Source organism: Nocardioides convexus (genome assembly GCF_011090295.1).
The window spans coordinates 3,997,273-4,010,128 of the sequence record NZ_JAAMYA010000001.1; the positions used below are offsets into that span (position 1 = coordinate 3,997,273).

Annotated in this window: 13 protein-coding genes and 6 pseudogenes; 17 read left to right on the plus strand and 2 right to left on the minus strand. The window is 72.4% G+C overall.

All coding sequences use genetic code 11. From position 1 onward, the window contains the following. Window positions 1–60: 60 nt before the first annotated feature. Window positions 61–1,169 (plus strand): annotated as a pseudogene (locus G5V59_RS29775) (GuaB3 family IMP dehydrogenase-related protein). A 13-nt stretch (window positions 1,170–1,182) separates the two neighbouring features. Next, window positions 1,183–1,899, plus strand: a complete 717-nt coding sequence (locus G5V59_RS29780; protein WP_278260146.1) for a carbon-nitrogen hydrolase family protein — start codon at window positions 1,183–1,185, stop codon at window positions 1,897–1,899. Window positions 1,900–2,081: 182 nt separating this feature from the next. Here G5V59_RS29780 and G5V59_RS29785 read toward each other — a convergent pair whose 3' ends face one another. After that, complete coding sequence (locus tag G5V59_RS29785) at window positions 2,082–2,273, minus strand: hypothetical protein (protein WP_278258872.1); 192 nt, start codon at window positions 2,271–2,273, stop codon at window positions 2,082–2,084. 6 nt (window positions 2,274–2,279) lie between these two features. Next, window positions 2,280–2,561, minus strand: a complete 282-nt coding sequence (locus tag G5V59_RS29790) for a helix-turn-helix domain-containing protein (protein WP_278258873.1) — start codon at window positions 2,559–2,561, stop codon at window positions 2,280–2,282. A gap of 251 nt (window positions 2,562–2,812) precedes the next feature. Between G5V59_RS29790 and G5V59_RS29795 the strand changes: the two are divergent. From G5V59_RS29795 to G5V59_RS29850, 15 genes and pseudogenes are all read left to right on the plus strand, one after another. After that, window positions 2,813–3,130 (plus strand): annotated as a pseudogene (locus G5V59_RS29795) (phosphotransferase family protein); the annotation flags it as partial. Between the two features lie 112 nt (window positions 3,131–3,242). Continuing rightward, complete coding sequence (locus G5V59_RS29800) at window positions 3,243–3,725, plus strand: phosphotransferase (protein ID WP_278260147.1); 483 nt, start codon at window positions 3,243–3,245, stop codon at window positions 3,723–3,725. 78 nt (window positions 3,726–3,803) lie between these two features. Next, window positions 3,804–3,950 (plus strand): hypothetical protein, encoded by a 147-nt coding sequence (locus tag G5V59_RS29805; RefSeq protein ID WP_278258874.1) that lies wholly within the window; start codon window positions 3,804–3,806, stop codon window positions 3,948–3,950. A 278-nt stretch (window positions 3,951–4,228) separates the two neighbouring features. Next, window positions 4,229–4,648 carry a hypothetical protein gene (locus G5V59_RS29810; protein WP_278258875.1) on the plus strand — a complete coding sequence of 140 codons (420 nt, stop codon included), beginning with the start codon at window positions 4,229–4,231 and terminating at the stop codon, window positions 4,646–4,648. Further along, a complete protein-coding gene (locus G5V59_RS37980; protein ID WP_341351064.1) occupies window positions 4,605–5,504 on the plus strand; it encodes a hypothetical protein in 900 nt (299 codons plus the stop codon). Before G5V59_RS29810 ends, G5V59_RS37980 begins: the two co-directional genes overlap by 44 nt. Then, window positions 5,495–6,430, plus strand: coding sequence for an aldehyde dehydrogenase family protein (locus G5V59_RS29830; RefSeq protein WP_341351065.1), 936 nt, complete (start codon window positions 5,495–5,497; stop codon window positions 6,428–6,430). Before G5V59_RS37980 ends, G5V59_RS29830 begins: the two co-directional genes overlap by 10 nt. A 123-nt stretch (window positions 6,431–6,553) precedes the next feature. Beyond that, a pseudogene (locus tag G5V59_RS37985) lies at window positions 6,554–6,850 on the plus strand (aldehyde dehydrogenase family protein); the annotation flags it as partial. Further along, on the plus strand, window positions 6,814–7,044 hold the full coding sequence (locus G5V59_RS37990; protein WP_341351372.1) for a hypothetical protein: 231 nt from the start codon (window positions 6,814–6,816) through the stop codon (window positions 7,042–7,044). The pseudogene G5V59_RS37985 and the gene G5V59_RS37990, both read left to right, overlap by 37 nt. Then, window positions 6,960–7,427: pseudogene (locus G5V59_RS37995) on the plus strand (aldehyde dehydrogenase family protein); the annotation flags it as partial. The gene G5V59_RS37990 and the pseudogene G5V59_RS37995, both read left to right, overlap by 85 nt. Window positions 7,428–7,509: 82 nt before the next feature. Further along, window positions 7,510–7,572: pseudogene (locus G5V59_RS38000) on the plus strand (hypothetical protein); the annotation flags it as partial. A gap of 115 nt (window positions 7,573–7,687) precedes the next feature. After that, window positions 7,688–8,263 (plus strand): annotated as a pseudogene (locus G5V59_RS38005) (aldehyde dehydrogenase family protein); the annotation flags it as partial. Between the two features lie 304 nt (window positions 8,264–8,567). Beyond that, window positions 8,568–8,957, plus strand: a complete 390-nt coding sequence (locus tag G5V59_RS38010; RefSeq protein WP_341351066.1) for a hypothetical protein — start codon at window positions 8,568–8,570, stop codon at window positions 8,955–8,957. Window positions 8,958–9,530: 573 nt separating this feature from the next. Continuing rightward, the gene (locus G5V59_RS38015) at window positions 9,531–9,974 is read left to right on the plus strand and encodes a GMC oxidoreductase (protein WP_341351337.1); all 444 of its coding nucleotides are present in this window, start codon (window positions 9,531–9,533) and stop codon (window positions 9,972–9,974) included. 224 nt (window positions 9,975–10,198) lie between these two features. After that, window positions 10,199–10,681 (plus strand): hypothetical protein, encoded by a 483-nt coding sequence (locus tag G5V59_RS29845; RefSeq protein WP_278258876.1) that lies wholly within the window; start codon window positions 10,199–10,201, stop codon window positions 10,679–10,681. 1 nt (window position 10,682) lies between these two features. Continuing rightward, window positions 10,683–11,735 carry an ATP-binding cassette domain-containing protein gene (locus G5V59_RS29850; protein ID WP_278258877.1) on the plus strand — a complete coding sequence of 351 codons (1,053 nt, stop codon included), beginning with the start codon at window positions 10,683–10,685 and terminating at the stop codon, window positions 11,733–11,735. The last annotated feature ends 1,121 nt before the right edge of the window (window positions 11,736–12,856 follow it).

Consider the following 12,856-nt stretch of genomic DNA (forward strand, 5'->3'; position numbering starts at 1 on the left):
AGAGCGCGAGGGGACACGCCTCGTCTCTGCCCACGGGCGGGTTCTCGGTAACCTGCTCCGGTGAGCGACATCGAGATCGGCCGCGCGAAGCGGGCCCGCCGCGCGTACTCCTTCGACGACATCGCGATCGTGCCCTCCCGGCGCACGCGCGACCCGGAGGAGGTCAGCGTCGACTGGCAGATCGACGCCTACCGCTTCACGCTGCCGATCCTGGCGGCGCCGATGGACTCGGTCATGTCGCCCCGGACCGCGATCGAGTTCGGCCAGCACGGCGGCCTCGGCGTCCTCAACCTCGAGGGCCTCTGGACCCGGTACGACGACCCGGAGCCGCTGCTCGAGGAGGTCGCCGGGCTGCAGGGGGTCGAGGCCACCCGCCGGCTGCAGGAGATCTACGACGAGCCGATCAAGGCCGAGTCTCATCACCGAGCGCCTGCGCGAGATGCGCGACGCCGGGGTGACCGTCGCGGGCTCGCTGTCGCCGCAGCGGACCAAGGAGTTCGCCAAGACGGTGACCGACGCGGGCGTGGACGTGTTCGTCATCCGGGGCACCACGGTCTCCGCCGAGCACGTCTCCAGCCAGGCCGAGCCGCTGAACCTCAAGGAGTTCATCTACGAGTCTCGACGTCCCGGTGATCGTCGGCGGTTGCGCGACCCACCAGGCCGCGCTGCACCTGATGCGCACCGGCGCGGCGGGCGTCCTCGTCGGCTTCGGCGGCGGCGCGGCGCACACCACGCGCACGGTGCTCGGCGTCGCCGTACCGATGGCGAGTGCGGTGGCCGATGTCGCCGCCGCCCGCCGCGACTACCTCGACGAGTCGGGCGGGCGCTACGTCCACGTCATCGCCGACGGCTCGATCGGCACCTCCGGCGACCTCGCCAAGGCGATCGCCTGCGGCGCGGACGCGGTGATGGTCGGCTCGCCGTTCGCCCGTGCGACGGACGCGCCGGGGCGCGGCTTCCACTGGGGTGCCGAGGCGCACCACGCGGACCTGCCGCGCGGCCAGCGGGTGCAGTTCGAGCAGGTCGGCACGATCGAGGAGATCCTGTTCGGGCCCTCCCGCGTCGCCGACGGCACGATGAACCTGGTCGGTGCGCTCAAGCGCTCGATGGCCACCACGGGCTACACCGAGCTCAAGGAGTTCCAGCGCATCGAGATCGTCGCCCACTGACCCGGTGACCGCGATGCGCCTGGCTGCGGCGCAGGCCGAGGCCCGACCGGGCGACCTCACCCACAACGTCGCGACCGCCGCGCGGCTGGTCCGCCGGGCGCGGGCGCGGGTGGTGGCGCTGCCCGAGGCCTTCCTGACCGGGTACGACGCGCGCGCGTTCGCCGGCACGCTGCCCACCCCCGGCGACCTCGCCGGAGGCGTTCTCGACCCCCTGCGCGCCGCGGCTGCCGATGCGGGGACCACCGTGGTCGCCTCCGCCGCGGTGCTCCGCCCGCACGGACGCACGCTGTCCTCGGTGGTCGTCTCGCCGGGCGGCGAGGTGGACGTGCCCTACGACAAGCAGCACCTCGACGGGGACGAGCCGGCCTGGTTCGTCCCGGGCGCACCCGGAGCGGTGCTCCTCGACGTCGACGGCCACTCGCTGGCGCTGTCGATCTGCCGCGACGGCAGCGTCCCCGCGCACGCGGCGCAGGCCGCCGCCGCCGGCGCGGTGGGCTACCTCTGCTCGGCCGCGTACTTCCCCGGCGGAGAGCGCCGGATGGACGTCACCTACGCCGCCCGTGCCCTCGACCACCGCTTCCCGGTCGTCGTCGCCGGGCTCACCGGCCCGGGCTTCATCGGCGGCTCTGCGGTCTACGGGCCCGACGCCACGCCCCTCGCCCGGCTGGGCGCCGAGGAGGGCGTGGCGGTCGCGGAGGTCGAGTTGGGGTTTCCCACCCGCGAGTTGTGACTTTCCGACACCGCCGGGGTGGGGAACTCCCAACTCGCGGGTGGGAAACCCCAAGTCGCGGGTGGGAAACCCCAAGTCGGCTCAGGGGCGGAGGCTGCGGAGCAGGGTGCCCGTCAGCCGGTCCACCCAGGCGTCGTCGAGGGCGCCGGGGGTGATCAGCAGGCCCGCGATCACCGCACCGATCACCAGGCTGCAGCAGGTCGTCGGCGCGGGCGCCGGGGTGCGCCTCGCCGGCCTCCACGGCGACCCGGAGCCGTTCGTCGAGGGCGCCGAAGACGCCGGCGAAGCGCTGGAGCATGGCGGCGTGCAGGTCGGGGAAGGTGCCGATCTCGGCGATCAGGCCGGGCAGCGCGGCCGCGGCGACGGGCGTGCACAGCGCGTCACGGGCGCCGCGGACGACGCCGGCGAGGTCGGTCGGCAGGTCCGCGCCGAGGCTCAGGTCGAGGGCGAGACTCGCCGGGGAAGACGGCCTCGTGGACGAGGTGGGGGAGCGCGGGCCAGCGGCGGTAGAGCGCGGCCTTCGTCGTACCGGCGCGGGTGGCGACGGCGGACCCGGTCACGGCGGCGTACCCGCCCTCGGTCAGCAGGGCACGGACGGCGGCGCACGCCTCGGCCTCGATCCGCGGGTCCCGCGGACGGCCCGTCGCGCGTTGGTTCGCCATGACCTCTTCCCCTCTTTCGATACCGACGGTACCGTAATCATCCGTTGACAAAGTAGAACACGTTCTAACAGGCTGGAGCCTCCAGGAGGACCCCCGTGACGCAGCCGCCCCCACCCGCCGACATGACCCTGCAGCGGTCCAGCCGCGATGCCGAGGACCTGCGTGCCCGGCTCACCGGCTGGCTGACCCGGCTGCTGCCCGAGGGAGCCCAGCCCACGGTCGCCGTCCACGAGGGCATCCAGACCAACGGCATGTCGAGCGAGACCGTGCTCCTCGCGGTCACCAGCACCGCGGACGGCACCCGCACCACCCGGGAGTACGTCGCGCGGGTCGCCCCCGCGGCCGGGGACCTCCCGGTGTTCCCGGAGTACCGCCTCACCGACCAGTACGACGCGATGCGCCTCGCCGGCCGGCTCGCCGGTGTCCCGGTCCCGCCGGTCGGCCACAACGAGCCCACGGGGGAGGTGCTCGGCACGCCGTTCTTCCTCATGGAGCGCCTGGACGGCGCGGTGCCGCCCGACGTGCTGCCCTACCCGTTCGGCGACAACTGGCTCTACGACGCCTCGCCGGAGCAGCAGGCCCGGCTTCAGCGCGCCAGCGTCGAGGTGCTGGCCAAGCCTGCACGCCGTCCCCGACCCGGAGAGCACCTTCGGCTTCCTCGATCCCGGCGTCACCGGCCACCTGGGGGACACGGCGCTCGCCCGCAACCTCGCCAAGACGCGCCACTGGTACGACTATGCGACCACCACCAGCGAAGCAAGCCCGAGGTCACCACTCATCGAGCGCGGGCTGGCCTGGCTGGAGGCGAACCTGCCCGCCGACGAGGGTGACCCGGTCCTGGTCTGGGGCGATGCCCGGATCGGCAACATGATGTACCGCGACTTCGCACCGGTCGCCGTGCTCGACTGGGAGATGGCCACGCTCGGCCCGCGCGAGCTCGACATCGCCTGGATGGTGTTCGCCCACCAGGTCTTCCAGGAGATCGCGACCATGCTCGGGCTGCCCGGGATGCCGGACTTCCTGGCGGCCGACGACGTCGTGGCGACGTACGCCGAGGTGAGTGGGGTGCGGCCCGGGGACCTGACCTGGTACCTCGTGCACGCGGCGGTCAGGCTGGGGCTGCGTCTTCCTGCGCACCAGCGCGCGGCAGATCCACTTCGGTGAGATCGAGGTGCCCGCGGACCCCGAGTCGGTCTTCCACCACCGTCCGCTCTTCGAGCGGCTGCTGGACCAGGTCGGCGCATGAGCCTCCACGACGAGTACGTCGGCCTCGGCCCCCTCGACGAGTTCCCGATCCACCAGGCTGCCGCGCCCCGTCGCCTGGGCCGGCAGCAGCGACCGCAACTTCTACGACCGCTGCTACCTCAACGCCCACGACCGCACCGGTGAGATCTTCCTGATCACCGGGCTCGGGTTCTACCCCAACCTCGGCACCAAGGACGCGTTCGTGCTCCTGCGCCGGGGCGAGGAGCAGACCGCCGTGCACCTGGGCGACGCCGCCGACCCGCGGGGGGCGGACCGGATGGCGCAACAGGTGGGGGCGTACCGGATCGAGGTGACCGAGCCGCTGCGGCGGCTGCGGATCGTGCTGGAGGAGACCGAGGGGATCGCCCTCGACCTGTCCTGGGAGGGCTCCTTCGACGTCGTCCAGGAGCCTGCCGCACGTGATGCGCCAGGGCAGCGGCACCACCCTCGACGCGCAGCGCTTCGCCCAGGTCGGCACCTGGGAGGGGACGATCAGCGTCGACGGCACCGACCTCGCCGTCACCCCGGACCGCTGGGTGGGCAGCCGCGACCGGTCCTGGGGCATCCGGCCGGTCGGTGAGGCGGCGCCGCCGGGCAAGCCCGCGGACCCGGCGTTCAAGGGCATGTGGTGGCTCTACGTGCCGATGCGCTTCGAGGAGTTCTGCGTCGTGCTGATCATCCAGGAGACGCCGGACGGCTTCCGCACGCTCAACGACTGCACCCGCGTGTGGCGCGAGGGCCGGGTGGAGCAGACTCGGCTGGCCGCGCGTCACCATCCACTACACGCCGGGCACCCGCGTGCCCACCGGCGCGACCATCGTCTGCACGACTCCCGCCGGTGAGGAGCCTGGTGCTGGAGGTCGAGTCGCGGCTGGCGGTGCCGATCCACGTCGGCGGCGGCTACGGCGGCGACTCGGACTGGACCCACGGCACGTGGAGGGGCGCCGGCTTCACCGAGCGCCTGACCTACGACCTCGCCGACCCGGCCGTCGCCGGACGGGTCATGTTCGGCGTGATCGACCACGTCGGCCGGGCCACCGTGCACGGGCCAGGGGCCGGCGTACCGGACGGTGCGGAGGGGTGGGGCCTGTTCGAGCACGGTGCCCTCGGCCGTCACGACCCCAGCGGCTTCGCCGACTGGTTCGACCTTGCGAAGGAGAGACTCATGACCCTCGACCGCGACGCCCTGTTCATCGGCGGGACCTGGACCAGGCCCGCCACCGACGCGGTGCTGGAGGTGGTCTCGCCGCACTCCGAGGAGGTCGTCGCGCGGGTCCCCGAGGGCATGCCCGCCGACATCGACGCGGCGGTCGCCGCTGCCCGGAGGGCCTTCGACGAGGGCCCGTGGCCGCGGACGAGCCCCGCCGAGCGGATCGAGGTCGTGCAGGCCCTCTCCGGCCTGTACGCCGCCCGCCTGGAGGAGATGGCGACGATCATCTCCACCGAGATGGGCTCGCCGATCTCCTTCAGCAACCTGGCCCAGGCGCCCGCGCCGTGGATGCAGATCGAGGCCTTCCTGGCCATCGCCCGGGAGTTCCCCTGGGAGTCGACCCGCCCGGGCGCGCTCGGTGCGGACGTCGTCGTACGGCACGAGCCGGTCGGGGTCGTCGCCGCCATCCCGCCGTGGAACGTCCCGCAGTTCACAGTGCTGTCGAAGTCTGGTCCCGGCGCTGCTCGCCGGCTGCACGGTGGTGGTGAAGCCGGCGCCGGAGAGCCCGCTGGACTGCTACTTGCTGGCCGAGTCTGCTCGTCGAGGCCGGTGTACCCGAGGGCGTCGTGTCGATCGTCGCCGGCGGCCGCGAGACGGGCGAGCACCTGGTGCGTCACCCGGGCGTCGACAAGGTCGCCTTCACCGGCTCCACCGCGGCCGGTCGCACGATCGGCGCGATCTGCGGTCAGCAGACTCAAGCGTGTCTCGCTGGAGTCTGGGCGGCAAGTCGGCCGCGATCATCCTCGACGACGCCGACGAGGCCACCGCGATCGAGGGCCTGAAGTTCCTCGGCGTGATGAACTCCGGCCAGGCCTGCGTCGCGCAGACCCGCGTCCTCGTCAGCCGCGAGCGGCACGACGCCTTCGCCGCCTCGCTGGCCGCCGCGATCGGTGCGATGAAGGTCGGCGACCCGCTCGACCCGGCCACCGAGATCGGCCCGATGGTCGCGCAGCGCCAGCAGGAGCGGGTGGAGAAGTACATCGCGCTCGGCCAGGAGGAGGGTGCCCGGCTGCTCACCGGCGGCAACGGCCGCCCCGACGGCCTGGACCGCGGCTGGTACGTCCGGCCGACCGTCTTCGCCGGCGTCGACAACCGGATGCGGATCGCGCAGGAGGAGATCTTCGGTCCCGTCCTCTCCGTCACCCCGTACGACGACGTGGCGGACGCCGTGCGGATCGCGAACGACTCGGACTACGGCCTCGCCGGCACGGTCTGGACCGCCGACCCGGAGGCCGGTCTCGAGGTGGCCCGCGGGGTGCGCACGGGGACCTACGGCATCAACACCTACACGATGGACTTCGCCGCTCCCTTCGGCGGCTTCAAGGCCTCGGGGGTGGGCCGGGAGTTCGGGCCCGAGGGGCTGGCGCAGTACACCGAAGCCAAGTCGGTGTACCTCTCCGCGCCGCCGCTGTGAGCGCCGAAGTGACCCGAGGGTCACTCCGCGGACGCGCTCTTGACACGAGAAAGGCATGTGTAAAGCAGCACATCTGCTACCGATCGGTAGATTCGGTGACGGCGGTCACCTACGCTCGTGTCCATGAGCGAAGCGATCTCCGGTTCCGGCGCCTCTGAGGGACCCGTGGTGGAGGGGCCGCACGACCCCGAGCACGACCCCCGCGCGGCGTACGCACTCGAGCCGGAGCACGTCGCCCGGCTCACCGAGCGGATCCTGTCCACGACCGGTGCCACCACCCAGGTGTTCTCGCCGGTCGACGGCGCGCCGGTCGCCAACATCCCGCAGTCGAGCGAGGAGGACGTCGCCGAGGCGTTCCGCCGGGCGCGGCGGGCGCAGGCCGCGTGGGCCCGGGTCTCGATCGACGAGCGGGCGCGGATCCTGCACCGGCTGCACGACATCGTGCTCGACCGCCGGGCCGAGATCATGGACCTGATCCAGGCTCGAGTCCGGCAAGGCCCGCAAGCACGCCTTCGACGAGCCGCTGCACATCGCGCTCACCGCGCGCTACTACGCCCGCACCGCCCACCAGCACCTCGACACCCAGCGTCGTCCGGGTGTCGTGCCGGTGCTGACGAAGGTCGAGACCAACCGCGTGCCCAAGGGCGTGGTCGGGATCATCTCGCCGTGGAACTACCCGTTCACGATGGCGCTGTGCGACGGGCTGCCTGCCCTGCTCGCCGGCAACGCCGTGGTGACCAAGCCGGACGCGCAGACCATGCTCTCGGCACTGCTCGGCGCGCAGCTGCTGGAGGAGGCGGGCTTCCCGCGCGACCTCTGGCAGGTCGTGGCCGGCCCCGGCCGCGTGCTCGGCACGCCGATCATCCAGCGCGCCGACTACATCTGCTTCACCGGCTCTACCGCCACGGGCAAGATCATCGCCAAGCAGGCGGCCGAGCGGCTGATCGGCTGCTCGCTGGAGCTCGGCGGCAAGAACCCGATCCTGGTGCTGCGCGACGCCGACATCGAGCGTGCGGCCGAGGGCGCCGTCCGCGCCTGCTTCTCCAACGCCGGCCAGCCTGTGCGTCTCGACCGAGCGGATGTTCGTCGCCGACGCCGTCTACGACCGCTTCGTGGAGCGCTTCGTCGCGCGCACCAAGGCGATGAGCCTCGGCGCGACCCTGGACTGGGACGCCGACATGGGCACGTTGATCTCCGCCGACCAGCCTGGAGACCGTCACCGCGCACGTCGACGACGCCGTCGCGAAGGGTGCTCGCGTGCTGGCGGGCGGCAAGGCACGGCCCGACCTCGCGCCGTACTACTACGAGCCGACCATCCTCGAGGGCGTCACCCCGGAGATGACCTGCTTCGCGAACGAGACCTTCGGTCCCGTCATCTCGATCTACCGCTTCCACGACGAGGCCGACGCGATCGCCCGGGCCAACGACGGCGAGTACGGCCTCAACGGCTCGGTCTACACCCGCGACACCGAGCGCGGCCGGGCCATCGCCCGCCAGATCAAGTGCGGCACGGTCAACGTCAACGAAGCATTCGGGGCGACGTTCGCCAGCATCGACGCCCCGATGGGCGGCATGCGCGAGTCCGGGATGGGCCGGCGCCAGGGTGCCGAGGGCATCCACCGCTACACCGAGACCCAGTCCGTCGCCACCCAGCGCCTGCTCCGCTTCGGGCCGGTGCTCGGCATGTCCGACGAGACCTACGCGAAGGTGATGACCGCCTCGGTGCGGATCATGGACAAGGCTCGGGAGGGCCTGACGATGAGCGACTTCGACTACGACGTCCTGGTGGTCGGCTCCGGCTTCGGTGGCTCCGTCACCGCGCTTCGGCTGACCGAGAAGGGCTACCGGGTCGGCGTCCTGGAGGCCGGCGCGCGCTTCGAGGACAGCGACTTCGCGGACAACTCCTGGGACCTCAAGAAGTACCTCTACGCCCCGTCCGCCGGCTGCTACGGCATCCAGCGCATCGACATGGTCAAGGACTGCCTGATCCTGGCCGGTGCCGGGGTGGGCGGCGGCTCGCTGGTCTACGCCAACACGCTCTACGAGCCGCTGGAGCCCTTCTACAAGGACCCCTCCTGGGCGCACATCACCGACTGGAAGGCCGAGCCTGGCGCCCTACTACGACCAGGCCAAGCGGATGCTCGGCGTGATCGAGTACCCGCGGATGACCCCGTCCGACCACGTGATGAAGAAGGTCGCCGACGAGATGGGCGTGGGCGACACCTTCCACGCGACCCCGGTCGGCGTCTTCTACGGCGGTCCCGCCCAGGAGCCCGGCACGTCGGTCCAGGACCCCTACTTCGGCGGTGTCGGGCCGACGCGCAACACCTGTCGCGACTGCGGCGAGTGCATGACCGGCTGCCGGCACAACGCGAAGAACACCCTGGTCAAGAACTACCTCTACCTCGCCGAGCAGAACGGCGCACAGGTGCACCCGCTCACCACGGTGACCCGGGTCCGCCCGCTCGCCGGCGGGGGCTACCAGGTCGACACCCGGTGGACGAAGGCGAAGCCTGTCGCGACGTAGCGCCACCAAGACGTTCACCGCCGAGCAGGTCGTCTTCTCGGCCGCCGCACTCGGCACCCAGAAGGCTGCTGCACCGGCTCAAGTCCGAGGGCGACCTCCCGAACGTCTCGGACCGGCTGGGCCACCTGACCCGGACCAACTCGGAGTCGATCCTCGGTGCGATCGCCCCGCAGGGCGCGGACGTGGACTACACCGACGGTGTCGCCATCACCTCCTCCTGGCACCCCGACGAGCACACCCACATCGAGCCGGTGCGCTACGGCAAGGGCAGCAACGCGATGTCGCTCATGCAGACCGTGCTCACCGACGGCGACGGCGACCAGCCGCGCTGGCGGGTGTGGCTCAAGGAGCCTGTGGAAGGAGCGCCGGCGGGTCCGCGACCTCTACGACGTCAAGCACTGGTCCGAGCGCGTGGTCATCGCGCTGGTCATGCAGTCGGTGGACAACTCGATCACCACCTTCCCGAAGAAGGTCGCCGGGAAGTGGGTGCTGTCCTCCAAGCAGGGGCACGGCGAGCCGAACCCGACCTGGATCCCCGCCGCCAACGACGCCGTGCGGCGCATGGCGGCCGCGATGGGCGGCGGCACCGCCGGTGGCACCATCGGCGAGCCGTTCAACCGGCCGCTCACCGCGCACTTCATCGGCGGCTGCACGATCGGCGACAGCCCGGAGACCGGCGTGGTCGACGCCTACCAGCGGATGTACGGACACCCCGGTCTGCACATCGTGGACGGCTCGGCGATCTCGGCCAACCTGGGCGTGAACCCGTCGCTCACGATCACCGCGCAGGCGGAGCGGGCGATGGCGTACTGGCCCAACAAGGGCGAGGAGGACGCTCGTCCGGCGCTGGGGGAGTCCTACGCCCGGATCGAGCCGATCGCGCCCAAGGCGCCGGTGGTCCCCGCGGACGCCCCGGCGGCGCTGCGGCTGCCCATCGTGGGCGTCAGGCTGAGCCCGAGGACTTTTGCGCAGAACTTGTTCCGTCGCGGCGTAACCCGCTGTTGGCGCCCTCGTTGAACTCCACGAGCCCGGGAATCACGCTCCCTCCCGAAGCCCGGGCTCGGTCCAGGCACTGTCCATCAGGCTGCGTGGACAATCAGGACCCGGCCACCCTCCCTCCCCGGCCGGGTCCTGGTGCGTTTTCCCCCGCTGGTCCGTCAACCCTTGACACACTGAGATTGCCACACCAGTATGGGTGCTGCCGGTGACATCCGCCGGCACTCATCTCGGGGGGATTTCTCATGCTTCGTTCGACCCGTTCGATCGCCACGGCACTCGGTTCGGCGGTCATCGCGCTGCTCTTCCTGGCCTGGGGGCCGGCGGCCTTCGCGGCCTCGCAGAACTGGTACTCCTCGTCCTCGCCGCTGACGGCGAGCGAGGACGGCACCATCCGCGCCAAGGCCTACGGCACGGCGTACACCAAGGACGGCATGCTCAAGAACCACACGTTCTACCGCGACCCGCACGGCTACAACCGCGGCGCCTACACGGAGACGACCTACTCCTACAAGACCGGCGGCCCCTACGGCGAGCAGTGGGGGATCGAGACCGGCAAGGACCAGAGCGCGCGCAACACCACCAACTCCTGGGTCGACCAGTACGACGCCGACGACTACTCCAGCCGGAGCGCGAGCCAGGGCCGGGTGCACGTGAAGACCTGCGAGGACCAGTACCTCAGCCCCGACCCGTGCAGCCGGAAGCCGTACTTCACCTTCGTCATCTGAGGTGAGCATCGCCGTCAGTGACTTGCGCTGCGCCTACGGGCGCGGGGCGAGCCCCGTCGTGGACATCGACTCCTTCGGGGTCGAGGACGGGGTGTGTGGCCTGGTCGGGGTCAACGGAGCGGGGAAGTCCACCCTGCTCCGCACCCTGGCCGGGTGCCGTCGACCCGTCGGGGGTCGGGTCACCGTCGACGGCGTCGACCTCTATGGTCGGCGCCGTCGCACGGTCCTGGACCGGATCGGCTACATGCCGCAGCAGGCTGGACCTGCCCGGCGAGCCTGCGGGTGGCCGATGCCCTGGCCTACGCGAGTCTGGGTGCGTGACGTCCCGGCCAGGGTGGCGGGGGCCAGGAACCCGGCGATCCTCGAGCGGGTCGGCCTGGCCACGCGGGGCCGGGACCGGGTGCGGCACCTGTCCGGCGGCATGCAGCGCCGGCTCGCGCTGGCCGTGGCCCTGGTGACCGAGCCGGACGTGCTGCTCCTCGACGAGCCCACGACCGGCCTCGACCCCGAGCAGCGGGCCGGCCTGCGCGGCATCCTGGCCGCCCTCGGTTCGAGCGCCGTGACGGTGCTCAGCAGTCACGTGATGGAGGACGTGGTGATGATGGCCGAGCAGGCTGGCCGTGCTCGAGGCGGGCCGGCTGCTCCACGTCGGCCCGACCGCGGCCTTCGTCGACGCCCACGGCGGCCCGGAGCACTCCGCGGAGCAGGCGTTCCTCGTGACGATCGCGCGGGCCCGTTCGTGAGCCGCTGGCGCACCTGGCTCGGGGGCGAGCGGGTGCTCGCGCTCCGGTGCTCGCGCTGCTCGGCGCCGCCGCGGCGTACGCGCTGGGCCGCACGGAGTGGATCGGCTCGTGGAAGCAGGCGCTCGACTGGGGTGCGGGCAGCGTGGCCCTGGTCGGGCCGGTGGCGGCGGGCTGCGCCTGCCTGGCCTACGCCCGGCTGCGCTCCTCGGCGATGCACGAGGTGCTCCTGCAGAGCCGGTGGGACGCACTGCGCTGGTTGCAGCCCTTCCTCGCCGTCTGGGCCCTGGGCTGCACCGCGATGCTGCTGCTGACCGTGTCGACCACGACCGCGGCGAGCCTGGCCGGCGTGCCGGCCTACCCGCGGTACGTGTGGATCCTCGTGCCGGCCTGGCTGGTGCTCGGCTGCCAGAGCGCGATCGGCGCCGCGATCGGGTGGGCGAGCGGCCGTCCGTGGGCGGCGCCCGCCGCCGCGGTGCTGGTCTTCCTGCTCTTCCTGTGGACCGTCGTCGGGCCGATGCCCGCGCTGTTCAGCACCGGCGGCGCGGGCTCGCTCACCGGAGCGACGTTCCGGCCGTTGCCCACCCTCGGGCGCGGGGTGCTCGCGATCGGCCTCGCCTGGGCCGTGCTGGCCCTGGCACACCGCGGGCTGGCCGTCGCGACCCGGACCCGGTGGGCGGTGGGCCTCGCCGCGCTGGTCCTGCTCGGCCTCGGCTGGGTGTGGACGCCCGACGACAGCGACGGGCACTACGGCCCCGTCGCGCACCCGGCCGTGACCTGCGCCGGACGGGCGCCGGAGGTCTGCGTCTACCGCGAGATCCCCCGCCCGCTGGCCGACCTCAGCGCGCAGGCACAGCGGCTGGCCAAGCCGCTGATCGCGATCGGGGCGCGGCTCCCGGCGCGCTTCTCCCAGACCGCCGGTGGTGACGGCCGGCCGGGGGAGGGCTGGGTGGGGCTGATGGCCGAGGAGGAGTCGCGCACGAGCGTCAGCGAGCGCTCGGTGTTCTGGACCCTGCTCACGCCTGCGCGGTGCGCGCCGGACTTCACCGAGAGCGCGACGCCGCCACCCTTCGACGAGCGCCACCTGATCAGCCGGTGGATCTCCGTGCAGGTCGGTGACCTGGAGCCGGGCCCACGCGACGCCGACTTCCGGTGGCTGAGCGGCGATCCGGCGCTCCAGGCGGCGTGGGTACGCCGGACCTACGACCAGGCTCGCGACCTGCGACTTCGCGGCGATCCGGATGCCCGACGGTGTCGGCTAGGTCGGCTAGGCCGGCTAGACCGGCTAGGCTCGGCGAGCGCGGCCCGGTCGGCGGGGCGGGGCGGGGCGGTCGCCCGGGCGTGGGGCCTGGGGGCGGCGCTGGCGGTCTCCCTGGCGCTGGCCGGGGTGGCCCTCGTCGCCGGGGACGCCTACGTCGAGTCTGCCGGTCTTCGA